The sequence below is a fragment of the Vibrio sp. R10-SF1-ISO8 genome (assembly GCF_059833805.1).
This window is the reverse complement of the sequence record NZ_JCBDHL010000019.1, coordinates 62532-87172: the sequence shown is the minus strand read 5'-3', so window position 1 is coordinate 87172 and position 24641 is coordinate 62532. Positions and strand designations below refer to the sequence as shown.

Annotated in this window: 25 protein-coding genes; 10 read left to right on the top strand and 15 right to left on the bottom strand. The window is 43.0% G+C overall.

All coding sequences use genetic code 11. The annotated features are described in order from the left end of the window. Positions 1-126: 126 nt before the first annotated feature. A complete protein-coding gene (locus AC6R00_RS15140) occupies positions 127-966 on the bottom strand; it encodes an isopenicillin N synthase family dioxygenase (RefSeq protein ID WP_500640981.1) in 840 nt (279 codons plus the stop codon). A 229-nt stretch (positions 967-1195) separates the two neighbouring features. On the opposite strand from AC6R00_RS15140, the gene AC6R00_RS15135 reads away from it, so the two are divergent. Then, on the top strand, positions 1196-1807 hold the full coding sequence (locus AC6R00_RS15135; protein WP_500640980.1) for a DUF2238 domain-containing protein: 612 nt from the start codon (positions 1196-1198) through the stop codon (positions 1805-1807). Here the strand turns inward: AC6R00_RS15135 and cutA are convergent. Together cutA and helD are read right to left on the bottom strand one after the other, a co-directional pair. Then, entirely contained in the window at positions 1771-2091 is a 321-nt protein-coding gene (cutA, locus tag AC6R00_RS15130) for a divalent-cation tolerance protein CutA (RefSeq protein ID WP_500640979.1), read from the bottom strand. The genes AC6R00_RS15135 and cutA overlap by 37 nt on opposite strands. 9 nt (positions 2092-2100) lie before the next feature. Next, the gene (gene helD / locus AC6R00_RS15125; protein ID WP_500640978.1) at positions 2101-4161 is read right to left on the bottom strand and encodes a DNA helicase IV; all 2061 of its coding nucleotides are present in this window, start codon (positions 4159-4161) and stop codon (positions 2101-2103) included. 242 nt (positions 4162-4403) lie between these two features. On the opposite strand from helD, the gene yccS reads away from it, so the two are divergent. From yccS to AC6R00_RS15105, 4 genes are all read left to right on the top strand, one after another. Further along, positions 4404-6572 (top strand): YccS family putative transporter, encoded by a 2169-nt coding sequence (gene yccS, locus AC6R00_RS15120; RefSeq protein ID WP_500640977.1) that lies wholly within the window; start codon positions 4404-4406, stop codon positions 6570-6572. Between the two features lie 202 nt (positions 6573-6774). Continuing rightward, positions 6775-6936 (top strand): hypothetical protein, encoded by a 162-nt coding sequence (locus AC6R00_RS15115; protein WP_004743716.1) that lies wholly within the window; start codon positions 6775-6777, stop codon positions 6934-6936. 53 nt (positions 6937-6989) lie between these two features. Continuing rightward, positions 6990-7271: a hypothetical protein gene (locus tag AC6R00_RS15110; protein ID WP_500640976.1), complete on the top strand. Its 282-nt coding sequence runs from the start codon at positions 6990-6992 to the stop codon at positions 7269-7271. Positions 7272-7359: 88 nt separating this feature from the next. After that, on the top strand, positions 7360-8619 hold the full coding sequence (locus AC6R00_RS15105; protein ID WP_500640975.1) for a hydroxymethylglutaryl-CoA reductase: 1260 nt from the start codon (positions 7360-7362) through the stop codon (positions 8617-8619). Positions 8620-8667: 48 nt separating this feature from the next. Here AC6R00_RS15105 and luxQ read toward each other — a convergent pair whose 3' ends face one another. The 6 genes from luxQ to AC6R00_RS15075 all read right to left on the bottom strand — a co-directional run bounded on the left by luxQ (position 8668) and on the right by AC6R00_RS15075 (position 14886). Next, positions 8668-11214: a quorum-sensing autoinducer 2 sensor kinase/phosphatase LuxQ gene (gene luxQ, locus AC6R00_RS15100; RefSeq protein ID WP_500640974.1), complete on the bottom strand. Its 2547-nt coding sequence runs from the start codon at positions 11212-11214 to the stop codon at positions 8668-8670. Then, the gene (locus AC6R00_RS15095; RefSeq protein ID WP_500640973.1) at positions 11214-12311 is read right to left on the bottom strand and encodes an autoinducer 2-binding periplasmic protein LuxP; all 1098 of its coding nucleotides are present in this window, start codon (positions 12309-12311) and stop codon (positions 11214-11216) included. Before AC6R00_RS15095 ends, luxQ begins: the two co-directional genes overlap by 1 nt. A gap of 147 nt (positions 12312-12458) precedes the next feature. After that, the gene (locus tag AC6R00_RS15090; protein ID WP_500640972.1) at positions 12459-13616 is read right to left on the bottom strand and encodes a conjugal transfer protein TraF; all 1158 of its coding nucleotides are present in this window, start codon (positions 13614-13616) and stop codon (positions 12459-12461) included. 85 nt (positions 13617-13701) lie between these two features. Next, entirely contained in the window at positions 13702-14004 is a 303-nt protein-coding gene (locus AC6R00_RS15085; RefSeq protein ID WP_500640971.1) for a GIY-YIG nuclease family protein, read from the bottom strand. Further along, a complete protein-coding gene (locus AC6R00_RS15080) occupies positions 14004-14657 on the bottom strand; it encodes a YceH family protein (protein WP_500640970.1) in 654 nt (217 codons plus the stop codon). Before AC6R00_RS15080 ends, AC6R00_RS15085 begins: the two co-directional genes overlap by 1 nt. Positions 14658-14691: 34 nt before the next feature. Continuing rightward, positions 14692-14886, bottom strand: coding sequence for a hypothetical protein (locus AC6R00_RS15075; RefSeq protein WP_500640969.1), 195 nt, complete (start codon positions 14884-14886; stop codon positions 14692-14694). A gap of 184 nt (positions 14887-15070) precedes the next feature. Between AC6R00_RS15075 and AC6R00_RS15070 the strand changes: the two genes are divergently transcribed. Then, positions 15071-15388, top strand: a complete 318-nt coding sequence (locus AC6R00_RS15070; protein ID WP_004743727.1) for a DUF496 family protein — start codon at positions 15071-15073, stop codon at positions 15386-15388. A 306-nt stretch (positions 15389-15694) separates the two neighbouring features. Then, entirely contained in the window at positions 15695-15934 is a 240-nt protein-coding gene (locus AC6R00_RS15065; protein ID WP_174263834.1) for a YgjV family protein, read from the top strand. 85 nt (positions 15935-16019) lie between these two features. On the opposite strand, the gene AC6R00_RS15060 is transcribed toward AC6R00_RS15065, so the two are convergent. Further along, positions 16020-16637 carry an OmpA family protein gene (locus tag AC6R00_RS15060; RefSeq protein ID WP_500640968.1) on the bottom strand — a complete coding sequence of 206 codons (618 nt, stop codon included), beginning with the start codon at positions 16635-16637 and terminating at the stop codon, positions 16020-16022. A 279-nt stretch (positions 16638-16916) separates the two neighbouring features. Here AC6R00_RS15060 and AC6R00_RS15055 point away from each other — a divergent pair, with 279 nt between their 5' ends. Both AC6R00_RS15055 and bamJ read left to right on the top strand, forming a co-directional pair. Beyond that, complete coding sequence (locus tag AC6R00_RS15055; RefSeq protein WP_500640967.1) at positions 16917-17537, top strand: thiol:disulfide interchange protein DsbA/DsbL; 621 nt, start codon at positions 16917-16919, stop codon at positions 17535-17537. A gap of 17 nt (positions 17538-17554) precedes the next feature. Continuing rightward, positions 17555-18028 carry a BamJ family beta-barrel-assembly machinery protein gene (bamJ, locus tag AC6R00_RS15050; protein ID WP_500640966.1) on the top strand — a complete coding sequence of 158 codons (474 nt, stop codon included), beginning with the start codon at positions 17555-17557 and terminating at the stop codon, positions 18026-18028. A gap of 74 nt (positions 18029-18102) precedes the next feature. Here the strand turns inward: bamJ and AC6R00_RS15045 are convergent, their stop codons facing one another. The 5 genes from AC6R00_RS15045 to nrdD form a co-directional block, all read right to left on the bottom strand. After that, on the bottom strand, positions 18103-18495 hold the full coding sequence (locus AC6R00_RS15045) for an NUDIX hydrolase (protein ID WP_500640965.1): 393 nt from the start codon (positions 18493-18495) through the stop codon (positions 18103-18105). A gap of 213 nt (positions 18496-18708) precedes the next feature. Then, complete coding sequence (locus tag AC6R00_RS15040; protein WP_500640964.1) at positions 18709-19365, bottom strand: ATP-dependent zinc protease family protein; 657 nt, start codon at positions 19363-19365, stop codon at positions 18709-18711. 62 nt (positions 19366-19427) lie between these two features. Beyond that, entirely contained in the window at positions 19428-20609 is a 1182-nt protein-coding gene (locus tag AC6R00_RS15035; RefSeq protein WP_367939014.1) for an amino acid aminotransferase, read from the bottom strand. A 174-nt stretch (positions 20610-20783) separates the two neighbouring features. Next, the gene (gene nrdG / locus AC6R00_RS15030) at positions 20784-21251 is read right to left on the bottom strand and encodes an anaerobic ribonucleoside-triphosphate reductase-activating protein (RefSeq protein WP_425667038.1); all 468 of its coding nucleotides are present in this window, start codon (positions 21249-21251) and stop codon (positions 20784-20786) included. A 69-nt stretch (positions 21252-21320) separates the two neighbouring features. Beyond that, positions 21321-23441, bottom strand: coding sequence for an anaerobic ribonucleoside-triphosphate reductase (gene nrdD / locus AC6R00_RS15025; RefSeq protein WP_500640963.1), 2121 nt, complete (start codon positions 23439-23441; stop codon positions 21321-21323). A gap of 293 nt (positions 23442-23734) precedes the next feature. Between nrdD and AC6R00_RS15020 the strand changes: the two genes are divergently transcribed. After that, positions 23735-24622 (top strand): endonuclease/exonuclease/phosphatase family protein, encoded by an 888-nt coding sequence (locus tag AC6R00_RS15020; protein ID WP_500640962.1) that lies wholly within the window; start codon positions 23735-23737, stop codon positions 24620-24622. Positions 24623-24641 lie beyond the last annotated feature (19 nt).

The following is a 24641-nucleotide window of genomic DNA, read 5'->3' as shown; positions in this document are numbered from 1 at the left end:
CCTTATCTCCTTCCTTTTCAATAAATGACATAAAGCGTCCTTTGTCGAGTTTCTACATTGATAATTGTCGCCTGCGCCATAAAAAAAAGAGCCGCATTCGCGACTCTTTCCTTATTGAGTTTATGGTTAAATAACACCCAATTCGCGTAGGCGCTCCATAAGATAGCTGTCTGCAGTATGACGTTCAGAAAGCACAACTTCAGGCTTAGGGTGCAAGAACAATGGCAGTGAGATGCGCGACTGCTCTTGACGAGCGCCAGTCGGATTAATCACTCGGTGCGTCGTTGATGGGAAGTAACCACCCGACGCTTCTTGCAACATGTCGCCAATATTGATGATTAAGTTGCCAAAGTCACACGGAACGTCTAGCCAGTCACCTTCTTTACTCAAAACCTGCAATCCAGGTTCGTTTGCAGCTGGCAATACGGTTAATAGGTTAATGTCTTCGTGTGCCGCAGCACGGATAGCACCTGGCTCTTCATCACCAGTCATTGGCGGGTAGTGAAGAATACGTAGTAGTGTCTTGTTGCTTCCATTGATCATGTCTGACAGTGCAACAGAGAACTTTTCTTGAACTTCCGCAGGAGCGTGAGCTTCGACCCAACCTAAAAGCTCTTCAGCAAATGCATTAGCTCGGTTGTAGTAATCCATGATTTGCTCTTTTAGCTCTTCAGGCATTTGCCCCCAAGGGTAAACGTGGAAGTACTCTTTAATATCTTTTACTGTATGGCCCTTTGCCACTTCAGAAACACTCGGTGGGAAGTAGCCGTCTTGTGTTTCTACATTAAAACGAAATTCATTTTTACGCTCAGTCATAAAGAACTTGTACCAATTCTCGTAAATAGACTCAACGAGCTCTTTTGGAATTGGGTGATTCTTTAGAACACCGAAGCCTGTTTCACGTAGAGACGTAACAAACAGTTCGGCAGCATTTTCCGCTTGATAATCGACAGTTTCCAGTTTCATGACTTTTACTTTCTAATAGTTATGTATGTGAGCAAACGATTGTAGTTGCGACAAATAAGTAAAGCAAACGATAAGCTGCGAGTGACATTCATTTGAATACAGAGTGTGCAAAAAAGCTAAGTTTCAACATATTTTGTGACTACGAGCGGATTTTGAGCATCAAAAAAACAATTGTACGGTGTTTTATTAAGTGCCATTATAGACCTGTATCAATCAAAGGAGAAATTTGATGAATAGTGGTTATTCAAAAACGTTGATTACACTTTCAATTGCCTACAGCTTCGTCTTTTTATTTTCAGCTATAGAGCCTTTGTCACGCGCGGTTTGGTTAGCGGAAATTATCCCAGCAGCATTAATATTCGGGGTAATATGGACAGTGTCACGCAACTATCGGTTTTCGAATACCGCATACCTACTAATGTTTGTTTGGTTATCCCTACACACTGTTGGTGCCAAGTATACTTTTGCGGAGGTCCCTTTCGATTGGTTTAATCAGCTTATTGGCTCTGAGCGCAACAACTTCGATCGCGTAGCGCACTTCTCTATAGGACTTTATGCCTACCCGATTGCAGAATACCTTATTGATAAGAAAAAGGTGGGATTTGGCATTGCAACGAGCTATGCGCTATTTGCTATCATGGCACTAGCAGCGGGATATGAAATCATCGAATGGTGGTACGCTGCCCTTGCCGGTGGTGACGAGGGCATCGCATTCTTAGGTTCACAAGGCGATATCTGGGACGCTCAAAAAGATATGTTGATGGATACACTAGGCGCAATCAGTTCTCTGGTATTACTGACTTCTCAGCATCGAGTATTTTCTTCTATCCACGCCAAATAAGGATTAAACCCTTCAACAAACGGAACTTGGACGATTTGCGGCACATCGTAATCATGTACTGATGCGATTAGCTGTTCAAGTTCCGCATAGCACGCCTTCTTTGTTTTCATGATCAACAAGGTTTCTTTGTCACTACACAGCGAGCCATTCCATACATAGTGGCTTTCTATTGGCATAGTCTGGATGCAGGCCGCCAGCTGCTTTCCGAGAATTGTACTTATAATGCTCTGACTGTTTTCCACACTATTTGTCGTCGTCAAAACGATACAAAATTGGCCGCTCATTACTTTCCCTTATTTTTGATTGATGATTGGGTAGTCATCATTGATTAGTTCTTTAACAAAGCTTGAACCACTTCCGGTATAGGTGATCCATACCTTTCTCTTAGCGCGTGTCATTGCGACGTAGAAAAGCCTTCTTTCTTCCGCATATGGGTACTGGTCATCAGATTGGGTTAGCGCGCCATCAATATGTAGAGCTTTCACACGAGTTGGAAACTGCCCTTCATCTACATTTAGGACAATAACAAAATCCGCCTCTTTACCTTTACTGGCGTGACAAGTCATAAATTGAATATTCAATAACCCGAAACGCTTTTGCCAATCCCCGAGAAGTTCAGGTTTGTGGTAATGGTTTCGACCTAGCAACAAAACGCTCTGTGTCGATTTAGCACTTCGATTGAGCTGATCAAGCACCTTTTCAACGTTAGCGGTAGGCGTCAGTGTCACGGCTTTCGATTTTTGCTCTTTATGACTGTTCAACTGTTTTTCTAATTGAGCAGGGTTTTGTTGCACAAATCGATTGGCTACTTCACCGATCTGGTTATTGAATCGGTAAGTTGTATCTAAGTGATGAACGGTCGAGTGAGGGAACCGCTCTGCAAACCCTGTCGTGAGATCCACGTCTGAACCTGCAAACTGGTAGATCGATTGCCAATCATCACCTACCGCAAATAAAACGCAGCCTTGTTCTTGTTGGCATAGAGCTTCGAACAATGCGAGCCGCTGGGGCGATATGTCTTGATATTCGTCGACCATAATGTAACGCCAAGGCGCTTTAAATTTGCCTTTTCTAACATATTGGGTCGCACGAGTAATCATCAGATTAAAATCAATGTGCCCCTGCTCTTTTAGCTGTTGCTGCCACGCTTGAAAACACGGCCAAACTAAGGCGAGCTCACTGTTTAGGCGCGTATACTCAGGATGGTCAACAAGCCTCTGCTGAATTTCTTTTTTTGTTGTTCCCGTGGCTGCTAATTGCATGAGTTGTTTTTCCAACCACGCTATTAATTTAGGGTTTTCAACATGACTGCCCAACTCGTCATCACCTGCGAGATACGCGATAGGCCATTTAGAAAGATGTTTTTGCCAACGTTTAAAGTTTGTCGGCGTCATCCAGTGCTTTTTGAGCCAGTCGATACACCAATTTTGACGTTGATTATCTTCCAAGGCCAACGGGGAAATAGTCACACCCTGAGGGTCTACTTGATTTAGTATATGTAGGCCAAGTTGATGGAACGTATTAACTTTTACGCCTTCCGCACTTAACCCGATTTTGTCACTCAAACGCTGATTCATTTCTTCAGCCGCGTCTCGACCAAAAGCTAACATCAGGATGTCTTCTGAGCGAGCTAAATGACTCTGAAGTAGATAGGCAACACGAGCCGTAAGCACACTTGTCTTGCCCGAGCCTGCCCCCGCTAATACAAGATTGTTGTCGTCATTGAGTAAAACCGCTCTTTTTTGCGAGTAATTTAAAGGTGAGGTTTCGATTTGTGAAAAGAGCACTTGCCAGTTCTCAAGCTCGGTTTCCATCCAATGCTCATTCCTTACTCTTAATTCAGTATCTGAGCGAATAATCCAAGGTTCAATGCAAGCCATTCTACTTGGCATGCGTAGCATCGCATCGTCGAGCGTAATCTCCATTTCGTGAAGATCTTTGGTTATCTGATCTCGCCACTTTTCAACTGTCGAGTGGGTTAAAAAAGAAGGTTGCTTAGTAAAGCGTTGTACGCTCTCCTCCCACTGAGGCAAATACTTGATCAGTTGCTGACACTGATTTTTATGCCATTGTTGATACGCAGCAACCGCGTATCTGGCAAACTCACGACATTTGTTTAAAGGAAGTCCTTGTATTAACCAAGCTCTCTGCTGCCCTTCATGGTGGTGGGCAAAAAACATCAAGCTGCCCCAGATAAGGCCATTTTTAACTTGTACGCGACCACTCCAAACATTAAACGGGATATGCTCTTCGCTTGATTCCGAACTGAGTATAAGTGAATCTGACGTAATCTCGATGTGGTAGTATTCGTGTTGAACAAAAAACTGTGCAGTCTTGTTAGCGGTTAGCTGCATTCTTTTTAGCCTATAATCTGTCTTATCAACATCATAACTGAATTACCTTTTCTTTTTTAAGTTTCAAGCAAAATTTCTCGTTAAGGTCCCTGTTTTAAACCACAATTTGATCAATTCAATAGCGTCAACCTGTTTGTTGCTCAAAACTTCTGCAAACTCTCTGGTATCTTTATTTAGATCAGATCGTTACCATATAAGCCATGCTAATGTAGCTCCACTTGCGAATACAAAGTTATCTGATAGTGAATTTATATAGTCAGCTCCGCCATTTCTGGGCAAACAAAACGTTTAACTATAGCCTTCTAATACTCGTCACCCTTTTAGGCGTGGTGATACCGACATGGTACTTGCAACTCAATACGCTTATTGTTCCTTTGATTCTGGGGATTATAGCCGCGGCTCTTGCAGAAAGTGACGACAGCTTCACTGGAAGGTTAAAGTCCCAATCGTTAACTTTGATCTGTTTTGCCATCGCCGCTTTATCCATTGAAATGCTATTTGCTACACCGTGGCTGTTCGCTGTTGGTCTTTTTGTTTCAACATTCGGCTTCATCATGCTGGGTGCTATAGGTCCTAGATACGCTAGCATCGCCTTTGGTTCATTGCTCATTGCGATCTATACCATGTTAGGTGCGCATGAAAGCACCAATGTTTGGTTTCAACCTTTAATGCTCCTTACTGGTGCAACCTGGTACTACTTTGTTTCTATGGTTTGGCATGCACTATGGCCAATGCAGCCCGTTCAGCAAAACTTAGCGAATGTGTTTCTTCAGTTAGCCAACTACCTCGATTCGAAAAGTCAGCTATTCTATCCGGTTTCTAATCTCAAGCCTCAGCCGTACCGTATTGAAGAAGCGCGGCTCAATGCCGCAACGGTTAATGCACTGAACTCTTGTAAAGCGACGTTTTTAACTCGTTCTAAGCGCGGCCATGTAGACGGTGCCAGTGACCGATTCTTAAACACCTACTTTCTCGCTCAAGACATTCATGAACGAATCAGTTCAACTCACTATCGCTACCAGGAGCTTGCAGAGCATTTTGAGCGTTTTGATATACTCTTTCGGTTTAAACACTTGCTTCAAAACCAAGCAACTTCATGTCGTGAGATTGCTGAGGCGATACGACTCGGTAAAGAATATCAACACAATGATGACTCGGTTTTAGCGCTTGATGAGTTACAGAACTCTTTAACCTATCTTCAAGACCAACAAAACCCTAAGTGGCGTTTGTTACTTGCTCAGCTCGGCTATCTGTTCAATAACTTAGCGACGGTTGAAAAGCAGCTAAGCAATGTTAATAACCCAGATACAAATAAACTAGAAGAAGACGTATTAGACGATACAGAAGCTCACACCTTGAAGGTAATGTGGCAACGCGTAAAATCAAACTTCACTAAAGACTCGATGCTTTTCAGACACGCTGTAAGGATGTCAATAGCATTGACACTCGGTTATGGCATTATTCAGTTGTTTGGAATTGAACGCGGTTACTGGATTTTGCTAACGACACTATTTGTTTGTCAGCCCAACTACAGTGCCACGAGACAAAAACTGGTTGCCCGCGTACTGGGTACTTTCGCTGGCATATTTATTGGCGTACCACTTTTGACCCTCTTTCCATCACAAGAGAGCCAGTTATTATTGGTCGTGGTATCGGGAGTCGCCTTTTTTGCATTTAGGCTTGCAAACTATGGCTACGCGACTGGCTTTATCACTGTCTTAGTGCTGTTTTGTTTTAACCAACTAGGACAAGGTTTTGACGTTATCCTTCCACGTATCGCTGATACCTTGGTTGGCTGTATTCTGGCCGTCGCCGCAGTAACCTTTATCCTTCCCGATTGGCAATCAAAGCGTTTACATAAAGTAATGGCAGACGCTATTGCGGCCAATCAGCACTATCTTGGTCAGATTATTGGTCAGTATAGAATAGGCAAAAAGGACAGCTTAACATACCGAGTCTCAAGGCGAAGCGCGCACAACCAAGATGCCAACTTAACTGCAGCGATTAGTAATATGCTTGCAGAGCCAGGTCGATATGTTGCTGCTATTGATGAAAGCTACCGCTTCTTAACCCTAAACCATGCCCTTCTGAGCTATATCTCAGCCTTAGGTGCACACAGAACACGCATCGCTGATGAAGAGACTCACAAATTAATTCTCGATGCCCATCGCGTTATCCACCAGCACCTGAACGTGTTATTTACTCAATTAAACGAACACTGTAATACATGTGACACAACTGATATCGACGATCCGGTACTGGAACAACGATTAGCAGAGTGGCGCGAAGAGGATGACAGTTCAGTGCGTATGGTATTGCAGCAATTGCACTTGGTTTACCGAATGCTGCCAGAACTGCATTCCCTCGCAAGCAAATTTGCAGTTCGTGTTTCGCATAAATCGGCTGAATAATAGCCTGTGTTAGTATTTTTATTACGCAAAACTCCGCAGCTGCTTACTTATTCTTAACATGCCCTGACATTGTTCGGACAAAAAACCGACAGTGTCAAAATAAACTTGTCTGTACGATTATTCGTACGAGAGTAAGACGATGAAAGGAGACATCTCTTACCTGTATAAATCTGATACATCAACGATTGGCAGGTGCAAAAATATGACTCCCCAACAGTTTGAGGCAATGAGAGCTCAGCTCAAATCACTCACCCCTCAGCAACTGAGAATGCTAAGAGGCGAGATCAACAATAAGCTCGATTCTGACGACAGAGTAGTGGTGAATGATGAAGAGTTAAAAATGATTTCGAGCCTATTTTCTTAGCACAACTTGCTCAAAATGCAAACACACCTTAAGCTTAAATTAAGGAGGTGCTTATGCCTGTTTCTTCTGTTCAGTCTGGCTATCAAATCATTGATATGTCATCTAAGATGGCTGAAGACGCTGCGCATGAAATTCAACGTAGTCAACAACTCCAATCTATGCCAAAAGACAATACCTACGACTTCAATCAAGTAGAGTTTAAAGTCGCCCCTCCACCTTCAAATATTGAGTCTCTGACAAAACTGACTAGTGCCGAACAGTACAGTAAAATTGGTACCAATGTTATGCAAAGAGACCAAGAAATGATTGGGACGCTTTTAGATATTCATGTTTAGCGACTAATTTGTAGCAATCCGTTAAGCAACCATTGTGTTCCCTACTCCATACGCTAGAATGCTCGCAAATTTATCGCTTTAAGCCGCAATGCCGAAATTAAATCTTTCTCGCCAAGATAAAACACTTTTCACCAAAACAGAATCCGATGGTTCTACATTAGAACAAAAACTCAGTCCGCACTTTGAACGTTCTACACTCAGGTTAACTCCAAGCCCGTATATATCAGAGAAGGCTATTGCGAAACGTTGGTCTAAGCTAGAACATCTAACGCAACAAGATCTATTACTCGATACACAAACTCTGGCTCACGCAGAACTCTATAACAAGAACATAGAACACTTTATTGGTACGGTTAAGCTGCCTGTAGGCGTTGCTGGCCCCTTAAGAGTGAATGGCCTTCACGCTAGCAATGATTATCTTGTTCCACTTGCGACAACAGAAGCAGCACTGGTTGCTTCATACAATCGTGGTGCCCAACTTATCACTAATGCGGGCGGTGCAAGCGCAATGCTAATCAATGAAGGAGTTACGCGCACTCCAGTTTTTATATTTGATTCATTGGTAGACGCAGGTCAATTTGTCGCTTGGGTTGTCACTCAGTATGAGCACTTTAAGCATCTTGCTGAGTCTACGACTTCACACGGCACGTTGCATGATATCAACGTCAATATTGAAGGTAATCATGTTTACCTTGTGTTTGAGTATCATACTGGTGACGCTTCTGGTCAAAACATGGTAACTATCGCAACCAATGAGGTTTATCACTACATATTAGCGCACTCTCCTATTGAGCCCAGAGAAGCATTTCTTGATGGCAACTTGTCAGGCGATAAAAAACCAAACTCACATACGCTGCGCCATGTTCGCGGCAAGAAGGTCACGGCTGAGATCCATCTAGACAAAGAGCTGATTGAGAAATATCTCCACACTACGCCTGAAAAAATGACACGTTTTGGCCAAGTCACTACAACTGGCTCCGCCCTAAGCGGCGGTATCGGCGTCAACGCGCACTATGCCAATGCATTAGCAGCTTTCTATATTGCCTGTGGTCAAGACGCGGCTTGTGTCGCTGAGTCAGCCGTTGGCATCACTCGGATGGAAGTAAATCAAGACGGTGGTTTGTACGCATCTGTTACCTTACCCAACTTGATGGTTGGCACTGTTGGTGGTGGTACAGGCTTACCGACGCAAAAAGCTTGCTTAGATATCATGGGGTTACACGGTAATGGAAAGGCGAAGGCGTTAGCTGAAGTTGCAGCAGCTTTATGCTTGGCTGGTGAACTCTCTATCGTAGGTGCGTTTTGCGCTGATCATTTCTCTCGCGCTCATCAAAAACTCGCGCGATAGACGCTAACCATTTTGGGGCGCTTCCTGTTTAGGTCGCGCCTTTTGGTATTACTCTACTAACGAGTAGTGATGCTCTTTAAAGTAGATAAAGGCTTTGTTTAATGCAGCTTCTTTGATTGGTTTGACAATCACATAATTTGCCCCTGCCCGTAGAAACTCATTTTTAGTTTCTTGCATACCGTCTGCGGTACATGCATAGATAGGGACACTAAGCCCTAAATCACTACGAATGATTTCGGTCGCTTCAATACCACCTAAGTTGGGTAGTTGATTATCCATTAACACTAAAGAGATCGATGAATCTGTCTTTAGCAAGTCGATCGCATTGATACCATCTTCTACCCAAGACACTTTCATCCCGTACTTCTCACAGAAAGCTTTCGCAATGAAGGCATTGGTATGATTGTCTTCCACCAAAAGTACATGAAGAGTTTCATTAAACAAGGTTGCAGGATCAGCTTCAAGCCCTCCACCACTCACTACTTTCTCAGTGCCAATCTGGAGCGGGACATTGACGGTAAAACGAGTACCTCTGCCAACGGCACTGTTTACGCTAACCTCACCTTCCATCAGATTGACAAGACTGTGGACGATTGCCAAACCTAAACCGCTCCCTCCGTATTCACGTGTGGTAGTCGCTTCGGCTTGTACAAAAGGTTCAAAAATATCCTTTAGACGTTTTTGTTCAATACCAATACCGGAATCCTGTATATCAATCGTGAATATGCAGCCTCCATTTTTACGTTCCCGGTTTAAAACGATTCGTACGCTGCCCTCATGGGTAAACTTAACGGCATTGCTGACTAGGTTGAAAATTATCTGATTTAAGCGCACTTGATCACTGTACACCCATAAATCATCTTCAATGTTGCTCTCTACAATAAATTCAACTTCTTTACTGTCGCAAAGTGGTTTAAATATTTTATCTACAGTACTTGTCAGCTCTATGAGCCTGAAAGCACTTTTCTCAATGTGAAACTTTCCTTGCTCTATTTTTGAGAAATCAAGAATATCATTCAATACAGCTAACAAATGCTCACCGCTGTTGCATAGGATATCCATGTGCTCAACATCTTGTTCGCTTTCCATTTTGCCTTTTAGCAGCTGAGAAACGCCGAGGATCCCATTCAGCGGCGTTCTTAACTCATGGCTCATACGAGCTAGGAAATCCGCGCGTGCTCTCGCTGATTCTTCCGCCTGCTCTCGCGCCGCCTCACTTTGACGTTCAGCCTCAATAAAGCTCGTAATGTCTTGCCCTTGAGCCATGATATGTGTGATATGACTGTCGCTCGAGATAGGTGATAGATTCCAACGAAATGTCTTATTCGCTATGGTAGTGTTAATACCGGTAAGTGTCGCACCTTGCGCACACATTCTGATATGAGGCTTTAAGCTATCAATAAGCTGTTGTTGCGCTTGGCCTCGACGAAATGATCTTTCAGCGGCTGGATTAAACCGGTTCAATTCTCCGTTAGCCTCCCACAAGGTGATAGGAGACAAGGAAAAATTAAACAGTTCTGTAAACTGCTTCTCTTGTTCGTGCAGCCGCTTAAAAGAACGTTCAAACGAGTTTCCAATTTGGTCAAACTCTTCAATACTCGAACCGACAAACTTGCTGACTTTCTGTTCTTGTATAGTCGCATCGGTATAGTGCATCAAACTTTGTAATTCATTTGATACTCTTTTCCCTAACCAAACCCGAGTGTAGATTGCAATGCAAATGACCAGAATAGTGGTAATCGTGATCCAAATATAATGACTGCGAACAAACGTCATGACGTGTTCGTTGCTCTGTACCGTGTATACGGAAAGAAAAGTTGGAACATTATTAACCGTTAGATCAGTTCTAGACACCATATAACGGCTTGCATTGAGTGATTTAGAAGCTTGTTCTAACCACTCGATGTGTTTAGTGCTCTGTTTTTTTGTGTTTGTCGCAATGACCTCTGAACCAACAGCCAGCAAAATCTCGTCGGCATTGCCGCCTTTCGCAATAGCATTTACAAGCGCAAAGTTGTTGTTTAGCACAATCCCTATGTATAGATGCCCTACAACCTCACCAGAGCTGATGTCCACTATCGCCGTGCGACGCATACCTAGGTAACGTACACCCAGAGAAGATGGTGTCTGCGAAATATGCCATTCAGGTCCGGTCATCATTTCCTTGCTTAGATGATTGATCTGGCTCTGAGACATGCCATAAAACTGATAGTTGCCATCATCCCAAATCAACTTGTTTCCGCTTCTGATATATCGAAAGTCCGGCGCGACATCAGGTGAAAGTTGATCAATGCTGTTGAAAAAGCGGTCTAAAGAGTGTGCGTCTTCCTCCTGGGTTCCCTCTACTAGCAATTTGTTTCGACTATAGCTATCTTGTGTAATTTCCAGCGATTTGATTCTAAGATTAAAAATCTCTTGAACAAGGCTTTTCGTCTGTTGCTTAGTTCGAGCTACTTCTTGCTCAACAACATCACGATTCACCTGATAGTTCTGAAGCACTATCACCACGATCAATACACCAATACAAAGAAAAATTGAATTGGTAAGTATTGTCGCTAATTGGCGCTTTCTGCCTTGTTCTTTAGTTAGTCGCATTACTGATCAGAATACCTAAATGCACGCTGCTTAAGCTTTTCTATACGTGCAGAACTGTCTTTATTCGTAACTAGCTCAAAATCACCTGAGTATACGTGGGGGACGCTGCGTCCTTCGAGATCCCATTTGATCGCTTCTGCCATCGCGATACCAGTATCATCATTCATACGCATTGCCGTGACGTTTAGAGCGCCTTCACCAATCGCTTTTAATTCAGCAGTACCTCCTCCCCAGCCATTTAGTAGCACATCTTTCCTTCCCAGTTCCGCTAGTGCATCTGCTGCTCCAAGCGCTACATCAGTTGAGCAAGCATAGATAAACTGGATATCCGGATCTTTGTTCAGAGCAACTTTCGCGGTTTCATAGCCTGAAGATCGTGTCGCTTTGGTGTAGAACGAGGAGGAAAGCTTATAGGTGTCGTGGTGGCTCATCTCTTCTATAAACGTATCGCCTCTAGCGTCACTCACATAGCCTTCAGAAAAGTAGAGAACCGAATAACGGCTATCTTTAGGTACCATGTTTTTGTAATACCCCTCAATAACGCGTGTACCTTTGATGTGGTCAAACCCAACATACATAAAGGGTTGCTGTTCATCCCAAGCCCTAACCGGCGTGGTAATATTTTGTAAAATCAACTTGGTATCAGTCGAGCTCAACACATGCTCGATAAACTTACGATGTCGTGTGGTATCGAGCGTGAAAATAAGGTAATCAGCCTTGTTTTGAATGGCTTCTAGTAACGATAAGCTTTGTTGCCTTACATCGACACTCGGACGAGTAAAGACCTGATTTATTTCGTAGTTCACTCCAAGCTTTTCTAATCGCATTTCAAACGCTTTGATATTACGACTCCAGTAGTCAGAGACTTGCTGTCCTGGGTAAACCACCGATATGGAGATAGGAGAAGATTGTTGCGCTGTTAGAGGGGTTGGATACTTTCTAACCGTTTGACTCAACTGCTCGGTCAGTTCTTTTTGTTTTGGGTGTGCTTCTAGATATTCGTCATACTGCCAATATCCATTCAGAACTTGAGTGGTGTGAGCCGAAGCTGAAAATGAGCACAATACCAGTAAAGGCAATATTGCATATTTAGACATTTGGTTCTCTCTTTATCTAGCCAAACAGAACATATATTTATTATATTAGTCTTTTATATAACAAAGACTAATTAGTAAGCCGAGATTGCTTTTATAATATGCAACTTATTAATTTTTCTCGGCTTTTCTTATTATGCCTAATCCTATTTAGAACGTAAAAGACAAATTCCCAGATAAGCCAAATTGGTTGTCTCCGGCATAACTACCAGCCAAATCGATACTAACCAAATCACCCGGACTTATCCCTAGTCCTAATGTAAAAGAGCTATCTAAGGTATCTTCGATATCCATCTCATACCCAGCCCTTAACTGCGCCCAGCCAAACGCGTTACCTTCAACGCCTAAACGCAGAAACTGTGTATCATCAGCAAGTTCAGTAAAACGTTTTTGCTTGGTTAAATCCCAGTCTATGGTTGTCGTAAAATACTCCATCGTGTACGCACCAGAGACGGTAACCTGCGGACTAAGCTTATAGGTACTAACCCCAGCAATGTCCAATGTATCAATTTCTTTGGAAAACAGATCTTTAACAGCAAAACCTAGACGGTATTCATCAACGAACCAAATAGCCCCTAAATCGAGATTAAAGGTATTTTTCTTGGTTTCACTCTTATCATAGTCACTGACATCGAAATCCTCGACGGAGATGTTCTGCTTGTAAGTTTTCAGCTGTTGATACTTAGGGCTAACGCCAATCGACACGTCTTGCCCTTGAATAGTAAAGCGCTTCGCAAACGCAATACCAAACTCGGTATAGCCGAAGGCAATCACGTCGACGTTTGAAGCTTCATACCTTGTTTTTACATTAGCCGGAGCATCACCGCCGTTAGGAGCAATTTTAGGTGCCGCGATAACTTCAGCGTAGCCACGTGAAAACACATTGGCTGATACTACGTTAATTGGGAATGCAACAGCCAAAGCCGCACCACCAGTTACAGAGAGGGCTTTGTTGTCGGAGAGTTGAGTGAGGTAGCTATTAAGCTGAGCAGCTTGCGCGGGGTCCGTACTGCCGCCACTTTCAAATGCTTTAATGGTATCTTGTAAGCTATCGATGGTGTCGATGTTTTCGTCCGTATCTCTCAGGTTTGCTCCTATTGCAGGAACAAGTAGCCCAAAATCGTCTTCATCGCGATGAACAGAAACTAGCGCGGGGTTGTAAAAAGGTGCGAGAACATAATCCGCACTTGTTACCCCCGTATTACCCATCCCGTTACCACGGCCATCAGGAACCACGGTTGCTGCATGGGTTCCACCCACTACGACTAAGGAACTAACCACCACTGATATTTTAATTAATTGATTCATATCCGTATCAACCTTTTTTATTACTCATAATCAAGATTAATACAAAATCAGAAGTTTGTAGGATTATTAATCAATTAGTCCCATATCAATCGACAACAAAATTTTGCTGAGTGGTGATAAGTTGCTCTTTTTTGTATTTTGGGAGGCGTTTGATCTGATATTCGAGTTTAGAGGCAGTGCTGCGGTCTGCTCCGGCAGGTTTAAACCACTCGAGTTTTAAAGGGCCCTTACCCTTAAGCGCTTTAGCCCCGACGCCCTGCTGATGCTGTTGAAAACGGCGTTGTACATCTGTCGTAATGCCACAGTAGAGCGCATTGTTGCGCATTCGAATCAGATAAACATACCACTTCGAACACGCACCATGCTCATCCTGTTTTCGGTCTGGCATTATTCAGTGAGCTGCTCAACAAGTGAACGTAATTCAGACAATTCTGCTTTAAGACTTGCCACTTCCTGCTCCAACTCATCAAGTCGACTGTTATTATTACCCGCAGTTGTTGGTGCCACAGTCGCTAATGCTTCAATATCAACCTCACCGCTGAAGAGGTGCATGTAACGGGATTCGCGTTTTCCCGCTTCACGTGGCAGTTTAACCACTAGCGCGCCCTCTTCTCTCGACGCCATATTTTCGAGTACCGACTCAAGCTCTTTAACATCGGAGAAATCCGCTAATCGATTTGTTCGTGTACGAAGCTCACCAGGGGTTTGTGCTCCACGGAGAAGTAAGCAGCAGACAATGCCCTTCTCTTGTTTTGTGAGCTTAAGATCTCCAAACTCCGTGTTACAGAAACGGTGCTGGAACTTATTAGCTCGGCTGTTAAAGCCACTTTCATCGCTCACAAGTCTACGTGCGATTAAAGCGTCTACAGCATCTTGCACTTCTGCATCACTTAGCGACATTACAGGCTCTCGGTTACTTTTTTGATTACATGCCGTCGTTAAGCTATTGAGTGTGAGTGGGTAGTAGTCAGGCGTAGTGACTTCTTTCTCGATAAGACAGCCAATTACGCGCGCTTCTATATGGGATAGCTCGATATTCATGTTATTTCCTTATTCTTTCATCTCAAACACAAATCTAGTGCTCGGCGAGGATGGGAACTTTTTTAACATTTCCGTTCTCATCGATCATCACTATTTTGCTTCGATTCAGCTCTACTTCGGTCACTTCTTGTCGAGTACGCTCTTTTTTATAAGCACTAATTAGCTTGCTTGCTCGTGGAGTTTGATCTTCAGACTCACACTTTGGGATAACGATCTGCGACATTCGCATTTTGGATTACACATAAGCTTCTAATGCCTGAATCATATCTCGAAGTTTCATTACTCTCAATTGGATGCAAACAGATTGGCGATAAAACCGTCAACGTACTGTAATGATTGATCTTAGGACTGTTCTCATGCGGTTTGTTGTGATTTAATCCTTGTTAGTTATTCGAAAATTAGGAAAGGGACCTATGAGTGGTGTATTTGAAATCGTGTCTCAAGCACGTCGTAAGAATAAGCTAAAGCGTGAGCTTATTGATAACGAAAAGAAAGTACGTGACAACCGTAAGCGTGTTGACCTACTAGAAAACCTGCTTGATTACATTAAAGCGGACATGAGCAACGAAGAAATCGTTGGCATCATCAAAAACATGAAAGCAGACTACGAAGATCGTGTCGATGACCACATCATCAAGAGCGCAGAAATTTCTAAAGAGCGCCGTGACATTAGCCGCCGTATCCGTGAGCTAACTGAAGAAGACAAAGTGATTCAAGGTAAGAAGAAGTAAATTCTATTACTGCTCAAAATTAAAGCCTACACCTCTGTGTAGGCTTTATTTTTTCCGAATAATCATTCGGCTGTTAACCAACATAATTGGTTATTATATTTCTGTAGGTAACGTAAAACGTTTGCGTAATCGCTAACCTTCTCCGTTCCTATTTTTGGGGCTTTCATCACACATTTAGCCCTGTTATATTTCACACCAGTTAATCATTTAGACCATTCGAGGCACGGAGCTTCCTCACTTATCTCAAGAAGAGAAGAATTGGTACCGACCGACGTCGGCAAAATTATAGAGGGTCAAATTATGGATATGGTTGAAATTTTAGGTTACGCAGCGTCAATCATGGTTGCGATTTCACTAACAATGAAAGATATCGTTAGACTACGAGTATTAAACTTCATTGGTTGTGCATTATTCACTGCGTACGGTCTGATGATTGATGCTTGGCCTGTCGTTGTAACTAACGGCTTCATCGCATGCGTTAACGTATACTTCCTTGCAAAAATGCAAAGTGAAAAAAAAAGCGAACAAGTTAAAAGCGCCGCTTAACTAAGCCTACCTATTTAAAAAAGCCCCAGATTAGGCAGCTAATCTGGGGCTTTTTGTTGTCGTAATATACATTAAGTAATTAGAGTTAGTTATTCGCGACAATAAACAGCACTTCTACTCGACGGTTACACGCTTTACCAGTCTTAGTTTTATTGGTACAAGCCGGGACATATTCCCCATAACCGCGGGTAAAAATTGAATCCATAGCGACATTGTTACGAACCAACTGCTGTTTAACCGCTGTCGCTCGCTTAATCGAGAGTTTATCATTGAAAGTCAGAGCCCCAGTGCTGTCTGCATGGCCATCGATTACAATGTCTATCCCTGGTTGCGTAGATAGATAGCTACCCATCATATTTAACCAGTATTTAGAATCAGGAGAGACATGCGAAGAGCCTGTATTAAACTTGATGGTATCTTTCAATTTAACCATAACGTGGTTGCCTGGTAGCAGTTCATAATCAACACCGTTGCTCACCAGGAAGTTCTGAAGGTCACTGTAGCTTTGTGTGCGTTGCTGACCCATCGGTCCTTTGACACCTGAAGAAGCCAATACTGGTGCAGCTCCCCACTCGGGATAGCGTACTTCAAAGTCTGAAGTTGGCGCTGTATCCAGAAGGTCCCCTCCTAGCATTGTCATATCGTCTGGCAAACTGCCACACCCAGAGAGCGCTAGAATTAAAGGAAAGATTAAGTACTTCATTGATTCACCGTGAGTTCCATGCCAATACATAATCTATATCGGCAATCTCGCTGTTACTTTAGCCACCGCGGTAAATTTTTTTCCTTTTAAGATAATTATAGTGAAATTAGCTCAAGCAATAATCAAAGTTCACGATTAGAAATAGTTTTAACCCTCAAAGCAGTCTCACTATTGTTTCTCTTCAGGATAGGAACAAGTAGAATCAACACACGAATCACTCACGAGTAAACGCTTTAAAATCTCTAGTTTCGTTTACTCGCGACAAATAGAGAAAAACATATGAAAAAAATTGCGTTGCTTTTCCTTATCGCCGCCACTGCATTGATCGTAGGTTGCTCTGATAACTCTCAACCTGTTGAGGGTAAACAGTACGAGCAACTACCCGCAAATCTATCCACTTTTAGACTTCCTCAAGTCACTGAAGTTTTCTCTCTAAATTGTGGCCACTGCCGTCATATGGAAAACGAAATCCCTGAGATTGAAAAGCTCACCGGGCAAAGCATTGGTAAAGTTCATGTGACTTTCAATGAGAGCGCTCAAATTGGCGCGATGATTTACTACGCTGCGGAAATGCAATTGGGTAAGAAGCCTGATCATGACATGATGACAGAAATGTTTGCTGCAACTCAAATGGGGGACGGCGCAACACTTTCAGAAAAGAAAGCAGCGCTTGACCTCGTATTCCACAGTCGCGACCTAGTCAGCCCTTACGACTTCAACGAAGAGCAACAAAAACAACTGTTCGCAGCGATACAGATCGCGGATGATATTACAACCAAAGGTCAGATAAATGCGGTACCAACCTTTATCGTCAATGGTAAATATCAGATTATTACCAGTGGTCATCAAGATGCAGCAGGTATTGCTGATACGATCAACTTTTTACTTACTCAACCTTAATTCAACGGATAGGATTTATGTCTAAATTTGTCTTCCCGATTATTATTTTCGTACTTGCGGGATTCTTCATTTATCGTACATACACAAACCATAAGGCTAGCGAGTCAAACTTCGCAGCAGGTCAAGCCTTCTTACTTGAGAACCAGAAGAAAGACGGTGTTGTGATGACTGAAACTGGTCTTCAGTATGAAGTACTACACAAAGGCGAAGGTAACGAACATCCAACACCATCTAGCAAAGTTAAAGTTCATTACCATGGTACATTGTTAGATGGAACCGTATTTGATAGTTCTGTTGAGCGTGGCGAGACTATCAGCTTCAAGCTCAATCAGGTAATCAAAGGTTGGCAAGAAGGGTTAACTTATATGTCTGTAGGTGACAAGTTCCGCCTTTACATACCTAGTCAGCTTGCATATGGCAAGAACGGAACAGGTCCAATCCCACCAGCAGCTACCTTAATCTTTGATGTAGAATTGTTAGAAATTCAATAATCGAACACTGATGATTTAAGATAAAAAAGCCAGTCAACTTATTCGTTGACTGGCTTTTTTAATACTGATTGATTCTATACCAGTTTTTCTTGCATCAAGTGACGCTTGATAAAGTCTACATCCGCTTGGTAAAAATCGTTCAATGGAATTTGATCTGGTGATAACCAATGAAACGTCTGCTTCCTATCGCTATCAACCACTTGTGGTTCTTGCTGTTCGTTGGCATTAAAAATCGCATAATAGATGCGTCCGCCAAAATCATTAACAGCGCTATACGTCGCCGAATGCTTCACGCTTTTCATCTTCGTTTCTTCAAACAGTTCACGTGCAGCTGCGTCAGTACCCGACTCGTTGTGATTAACTGCACCACCTGGAAACTCAAACACCATACCCTTTTTGGCACGATAGCGCTCTTGAACCAGCACCTTGCCATTCTTACGCACGATAGCCATCGACAGGTGTTTCATATTTGACTCCTTTCTCATTATACTGTTCGCAATATCATAAGCTTATTTATATGGGGGAATTGTTTATGAATTGCGACGTACCGACAAACTTCACCCGAATATTAACTTAATGGCATAAATTTCAAAGACGCAAACGATAAAAACATGATCTAGGAATTAAAAAAGCCAGCACATTGTTTGTGTGCTGGCTTAATCATTAGTGAGTTAACGTGCTTACTTGTGCTTATCTTGGATGTATTTTTGGCTAACATCGACAACGGCAACATCTTTGAAAAAACTGCGACCAAGAAGCAATGGGAAGGTAAGATGTGTACGATCCGCCAGAGTAAAATCGGTCTTATCTTTTAAATCGCCTAGCTGAACCCAAGCTTCTACGACGGCACGTTTATGTGAGTCTTCGGAACTAGACTGTCGGACCTTAACCCAGCGTTTAACAGGGAGGGCTACTTCCTTGCTCTTAATACCATCGTGCTCAATTTTAAACTTAACCCAGTCTTTACCATCACGTTCAAAAGGAACGATATCTACAGCGCTAATAGAAGATGTGGTTGCGCCTGTATCTACACGCGCTTTGAAGCTTTCTTCTAAGCCAGGGACATAAACCCACTCTTCAGCACCTAACAAAAGCTTTCCATCTTGGGTTTTCTTAGGTTGCTCTTTGACGACAGGAGGTTTCGGTTTCTCTTCAGGCTTAGCTGGTTTTTCAACCTCTTCTTTTGGCTCTTCAACCTTAGGTTTTTCGACCTCTTCCTTAGGTTGTTCGACTTGAGGTTTCTGTTCTGGCTCGACGGGCTGTTGTCCTGTGGTTGAACACGCCATCAAACCGCCACTTAAAAGAAATGGAATCAGTGTTTTCCACGTTTTATTCATTTGTTCACCTAACTCGACAAAACAGAAGTGCACAAAATGGGGCTTAACGAGCCCCATTACACTTAAGATACTTTAATTATCGCTTCGGCAACGTAAGGAATGTCCTTTTCAGTCAGTCCAGCGATATTGATTCGACCATCACCTACCCCATAAATGCCATATTCTTCACGGAGTTGCGTCATTTGGTCTTGGCTAAAGCCTAGCACAGTAAACATACCTTTGTGACTTTCTATAAAGTCGAATTGTGAAGTATTGTGGTTATTTCTCAATTCATTACATAAAGTCTGGCGCAAGCTGACCAAACGTTGCTGCATTTCGCTTAATTCTTGTTTCCACACACCTGTCAGTTGATCACTTTGCAAAATGGTCTTAACCAACGCTGCACCGTGATCAGGTGGCATAGTGTAAGTTGCGCGTGCGAGCGTCAATAGCTTACCTTTTGCGTTGTTCACATCACCTTGTGATTTGCCTACCACGATGGCAGCACCAGTTCGCTCACGGTATAAACCGAAGTTTTTAGAACAAGACGTGGTGATCAGCATTTCTTCTACGTTGTCCGCCATAAAACGCAGACCTTTGGCGTCTTCTTCTAATCCATCACCAAAGCCTTGATACGCGATATCAACAAAAGGAATGAAACCATTTTTCTGAGAGAGCTCAGTGATCGCTTGCCAAGCAGCAAAATCGATATCAGCCCCAGTTGGGTTGTGACAACAACCGTGGAGCAAAACAACATCTTCTGGCCCCGCTTGGGCAAGATCTGACATCATTTTGTCGACATCAACCTGCTTAGTTTCAGGGCTAAAGTAGCTGTAATGTTTTACTTTTAAGCCAGCGGCTTCCATTACCGGACGGTGGTTGACATAACTTGGATTAGAGATCCAGACCGTGGTATTAGGCTGAGCCACTTTCATTAAGTCACCAAGCATGCGCAGCGCGCCACTCGCTCCCGGTGTTTGAATTGCAGCCACGCGATCCATGGCTGACGTGCCATCAAGCAGCAGATTAACCATCGATTGGTTAAACTCTTCACAGCCAGCTAGGCCAACATATGATTTGGTTTTTTGCTCAGCGACAACGATATCTTGAGCTTGAGAAATAGCTCTCATCACTGGTGTTTCGCCAGCGCTGTTTTTGTATACCCCAATGCCAAGATCCACTTTTTCAGCTCGTGGGTCATTGCGATATGCAACAGATAAAGAAAGAATAGGATCCAATGTAGGAGTCGGTAAATGAGAGAACATGAAAGTCACAACCCTTTGAAATTCAAGTAACGAACTTCAACTTACCATCTAATCGATAGATCTAGAAATAAAATTTCATCCTGTCAGAGCAAAACAGGATAAAAAACCAAACCAATTAACAATTATTTAACTTTTACATTTACAACAGAGAAATCTACTGGATGATTTACAACACTACAGCTTAAAGCTATGGATGATTTGGTTCGAGCTCCCACGCCACTCTAAGTTTAAGTCTCGTTTGTCTTGCTCATATTTGCCATCAATCAACGTATCAATGTACTGAGTAATTTCCCTTTGTTCGTCACTTAGCTCTGCAAGTGTATATCCCGTCCAAACCCAAATGTCTTTATCCGGGCATTCTTGTCGAACGCGTTTAACCAATTTTAGAATATGTGGCACATTTGCAGGATGAAGCGGATCGCCGCCTGATAGGGACAAGCCTCTACGCTTTATTCTTGTATCGTTGAGATCCGCAATGATTTGGTCTTCCGCCTCTTGGGTAAACAACACACCAGAATCTAATCGTTGCGTCGATTGGTTGTAACACCCTCGGCACTGGTGAATACAACCCGACACAAACAGCGTACATCGTGTTCCCGGTCCGTTAACGACGTCGATTGGATAATACTGGTGGTAGTTCATGATATCGCTCTTTAAATAAAATGAGCCCTAGCTAGGGCTCTACTACAGGTCATTTCTTGCGAAGAAGGGTTACAGGTGCTTCACGCGTCGTTTCACTTCTTCTTGCTTGCCGAAGTTGAACGGTCTTGCATCTGGACTGCCTAGGTAGCCACAAACACGTCGAGTAACCGAAACTTTGGTCGAATCGTGATTACCACAGCTTGGGCAGGTGAATCCTTTGCTCGTACAATCAAACTCGCCGTTGTAACCACACTCATAACACTCGTCGATCGGTGTATTGGTACCGTAGTAAGGAACGCGGCTGTAGCTGTAATCCCAAACGTTTTCTAGCGCTTCAATGTTACGCTGCATATTTGGAAACTCGCCGTAACAAATAAAGCCACCACTTGAGATGTACGGATACGGCATTTCAAAATCGATCTTATCGTATGGGTTAACCTTCTTCTCAACGTCAAGGTGGAAACTGTTTGTGTAATAACCCTTGTCTGTTACCCCTTTGATAACACCAAACTCTTTAGTATCAATTCGGCAGAATCGGCTACACAAGTTTTCACTTGGCGTTCCGTATAGGCTATAGCCATAACCTGATTCCTCAGCCCATTGATTCACTTTGTCTTTAAGATACTTAACCACATCGATCGCTTTCTGACGTAATGCAGAATCATCGTAAACATGGGTCTCATCGCCAAATAGAGCATTAATGGTTTCATGGATACCAATGTAACCGAGTGAGATTGATGCACGACCATTCTTAAAGATGTTCGCGATTGGCTCATCCGCTTTTAGGCGAACGCCACAAGCACCTTCCATATAGAGAATTGGCGCAACACGTGCTTTAACGTTTTCAAGACGAGAAATTCGCGTCTCTAGTGCGCGGCGAGCAAGATCTAAACGCTCTTCAAGCAACTTGTAGAACTGTTTTTCGTCGCGGTTTGCTGCAATTGCAATCCTAGGTAAGTTCAAACTCACAACACCTAGGTTGTTACGACCTTCGTGGACAAGCTCACCATTTTCTTCGTATGTGCCCAAGAAACTACGACAACCCATAGGCGTTTTAAATGACCCGGTGATTTCAACCACTTTGTCGTAATTAAGAATATCTGGATACATGCGCTTAGAAGCACATTCAAGCGCAAGCTGCTTAATGTCGTAGTTCGGATCTTCTGACTTGTGGTTCAAGCCATCCTTGATGCCAAATACCAGTTTTGGGAACACCGCTGTTTTGCGGTTTTTACCTAGACCGGCAATACGATTCTTCAGAATCGATTGTTGAATAAGTCGCGAAGCCCAGCTTGTACCAAGACCAAAACCAAAAGTGACAAATGGGGTTTGACCGTTTGCTGTGTGAAGTGTGTTTACTTCGTATTCTAGAGACTGAAATGCGTCATAACACTCTTTCTCAGTGCGAGCCGTTGCAAAGGCTTCAGGGTTAGGAATATCCCACTCTTTAGCAATTTCTAAATGCTTGTGATAGCTCGTCATCACGTATGGCTCAAGAACTTCATCAATACGGTTGATCGTCGTACCACCGTAAATATGACTCGCGACTTGGGCAATAATCTGCGCAGTAACCGCTGTCGCTGTAGAGATTGATTTTGGCGTATCAATCTCGGCATTACCCATCTTAAAACCGTGAGTAAGCATGCCTTTAAGATCAATCAGCATACAGTTAAACATTGGGAAGAACGGCGCGTAGTCTAAATCGTGGTAGTGAATATCACCCATTTCATGAGCTTGAACGATATCACGCGGTAAAATGTGGGTCTTCGCGTAGTGCTTCGCAACAATGCCTGCTAATAGATCGCGCTGAGTAGGGATAACCTTACCGTCTTTGTTGGCGTTTTCGTTGATTAAGTCTACATTGCTTTCTTCAATTAAGCCTTCAATCTCGCGAGTCAACGCACTTTGCTTCTCGCGCGCAATATCACGATCATGTCGGTATTCAATGTAAGCACGAGCAAGAGACTTGTAAGGCCCTTGCATTAACTCATTTTCTACTCGGGTTTGGATGTCATTGATGTGTACTTCATCGTGATCTTTTAGCTGAAGCTCCACCGCAAGTGCTACATTCAGTGCATAAATTGCGATTTCTTTATCAACGTGCTCTGCTGCTGATTCCACTGCAGCTTGAATACGATCCCTGCTAAACGGAGCTCTTGAGCCATCACGCTTGATTACGATAGGTTTCACCTTTTCTCCTTACCCCAGCATACTCACAGACTTATCCACAAACACACTATATAGGGCGATTTATTTTTCGACTGACACTATATGTTGTGGCGTATTTAACGAAATGACACAGGAGAAAGTATTGATTTTGATCAATAAAATTAGACCCTCGCTCAAGATCAAATCGATCTTAGTGGCACTGATCTCAGTTGCAAAGAAAATGATGAAAATTAGAAAAATGCAACAAATCCTACTTGCATTTTTGGGATGTCTTGTAGCATAAAGGCTGCAATATATTTCATTGAGTTAAGCCTATGCTACCCCCTAAAAAGTGGTCACTTTTTGTTTCTCTGTTATGTTTGCTCTCTTTTTACTCTAGTGCCAACGACTCCATTTATACGACTTGGAATATTGAGTGGTTGAGCGACACACCTTCTGAGCAGTTTTCTTCATCACAGCGAAACGAAGATGACTACCTCGCTTTGAGCCGTCATTTTGATTCTATTGCCCCTCAAGTTCTCGCCTTTCAAGAGGTCAACGACCCTGTCGCGTTAAAGCGCGTTATTGGCTCTGACTATCAATTGTTTTTTTCGCAAAGAAGCTTACCGAGTAATAGAAAGCATCAGTTTGACGAGATTAATCAATACACAGGGTTTGCGGTAAAGAAAGGAATAAACGTTTCTAATCGCGAAGATATCCGTCTCGATAGCAGTAGCAACAGTAAACTGAGATTTGCGACTTATATTGTGCTAAACCCAAACAGTGCTCATTCAGTCCATGCTTTGTCTGTCCATTTGAAAGCACGTTGCTCTGGTGCCTACCGCAATAGTCGCGATTGTAAAACGCTAAAAAAACAAGGCAAAAACCTAAATCTTTGGATTAAAGAGCGAGAGTCGAATGGTGAGTCTTACGTTATCTTGGGCGATTTTAACCATAACCTCAGTTACCAAGGCGACTGGCTATGGAAAGAAATGACCCAAGGCACCTCTGCTCGCCTCGCATCAAAACAGACCAAGGCTGAGTGCAAAGTTAAATCGCGTAACAACCCAAAAAGGACTCACCAATTCAGGTCATTGATTGATCATATCGTTGTTAGCGAAGCACTCACGACAACAAAGCCTGAGCAAAACGTTTTTCCAGTGTCAGACGTCCTCGATTATACACTGAGCGATCACTGCCCATTGAGCATGCAAGTACATTAGGGCTGTTTATCTTTCGTGG

Coding starts and splice junctions, on each gene's coding strand:
- AC6R00_RS15140 (WP_500640981.1), bottom strand. CDS start 966: ATGAAACTGGAAACTGTCGATTATCAAGCGGAAAATGCTGCCGAACTG.
- AC6R00_RS15135 (WP_500640980.1), top strand. CDS start 1,196: ATGAATAGTGGTTATTCAAAAACGTTGATTACACTTTCAATTGCCTAC.
- cutA (WP_500640979.1), bottom strand. CDS start 2,091: ATGAGCGGCCAATTTTGTATCGTTTTGACGACGACAAATAGTGTGGAA.
- helD (WP_500640978.1), bottom strand. CDS start 4,161: ATGCAGCTAACCGCTAACAAGACTGCACAGTTTTTTGTTCAACACGAA.
- AC6R00_RS15115 (WP_004743716.1), top strand. CDS start 6,775: ATGACTCCCCAACAGTTTGAGGCAATGAGAGCTCAGCTCAAATCACTC.
- AC6R00_RS15110 (WP_500640976.1), top strand. CDS start 6,990: ATGCCTGTTTCTTCTGTTCAGTCTGGCTATCAAATCATTGATATGTCA.
- AC6R00_RS15105 (WP_500640975.1), top strand. CDS start 7,360: ATGCCGAAATTAAATCTTTCTCGCCAAGATAAAACACTTTTCACCAAA.
- luxQ (WP_500640974.1), bottom strand. CDS start 11,214: ATGCGACTAACTAAAGAACAAGGCAGAAAGCGCCAATTAGCGACAATA.
- AC6R00_RS15095 (WP_500640973.1), bottom strand. CDS start 12,311: ATGTCTAAATATGCAATATTGCCTTTACTGGTATTGTGCTCATTTTCA.
- AC6R00_RS15090 (WP_500640972.1), bottom strand. CDS start 13,616: ATGAATCAATTAATTAAAATATCAGTGGTGGTTAGTTCCTTAGTCGTA.
- AC6R00_RS15085 (WP_500640971.1), bottom strand. CDS start 14,004: ATGCCAGACCGAAAACAGGATGAGCATGGTGCGTGTTCGAAGTGGTAT.
- AC6R00_RS15080 (WP_500640970.1), bottom strand. CDS start 14,657: ATGAATATCGAGCTATCCCATATAGAAGCGCGCGTAATTGGCTGTCTT.
- AC6R00_RS15075 (WP_500640969.1), bottom strand. CDS start 14,886: ATGCGAATGTCGCAGATCGTTATCCCAAAGTGTGAGTCTGAAGATCAA.
- AC6R00_RS15070 (WP_004743727.1), top strand. CDS start 15,071: ATGAGTGGTGTATTTGAAATCGTGTCTCAAGCACGTCGTAAGAATAAG.
- AC6R00_RS15065 (WP_174263834.1), top strand. CDS start 15,695: ATGGTTGAAATTTTAGGTTACGCAGCGTCAATCATGGTTGCGATTTCA.
- AC6R00_RS15060 (WP_500640968.1), bottom strand. CDS start 16,637: ATGAAGTACTTAATCTTTCCTTTAATTCTAGCGCTCTCTGGGTGTGGC.
- AC6R00_RS15055 (WP_500640967.1), top strand. CDS start 16,917: ATGAAAAAAATTGCGTTGCTTTTCCTTATCGCCGCCACTGCATTGATC.
- bamJ (WP_500640966.1), top strand. CDS start 17,555: ATGTCTAAATTTGTCTTCCCGATTATTATTTTCGTACTTGCGGGATTC.
- AC6R00_RS15045 (WP_500640965.1), bottom strand. CDS start 18,495: ATGAAACACCTGTCGATGGCTATCGTGCGTAAGAATGGCAAGGTGCTG.
- AC6R00_RS15040 (WP_500640964.1), bottom strand. CDS start 19,365: ATGAATAAAACGTGGAAAACACTGATTCCATTTCTTTTAAGTGGCGGT.
- AC6R00_RS15035 (WP_367939014.1), bottom strand. CDS start 20,609: ATGTTCTCTCATTTACCGACTCCTACATTGGATCCTATTCTTTCTTTA.
- nrdG (WP_425667038.1), bottom strand. CDS start 21,251: ATGAACTACCACCAGTATTATCCAATCGACGTCGTTAACGGACCGGGA.
- AC6R00_RS15020 (WP_500640962.1), top strand. CDS start 23,735: ATGCTACCCCCTAAAAAGTGGTCACTTTTTGTTTCTCTGTTATGTTTG.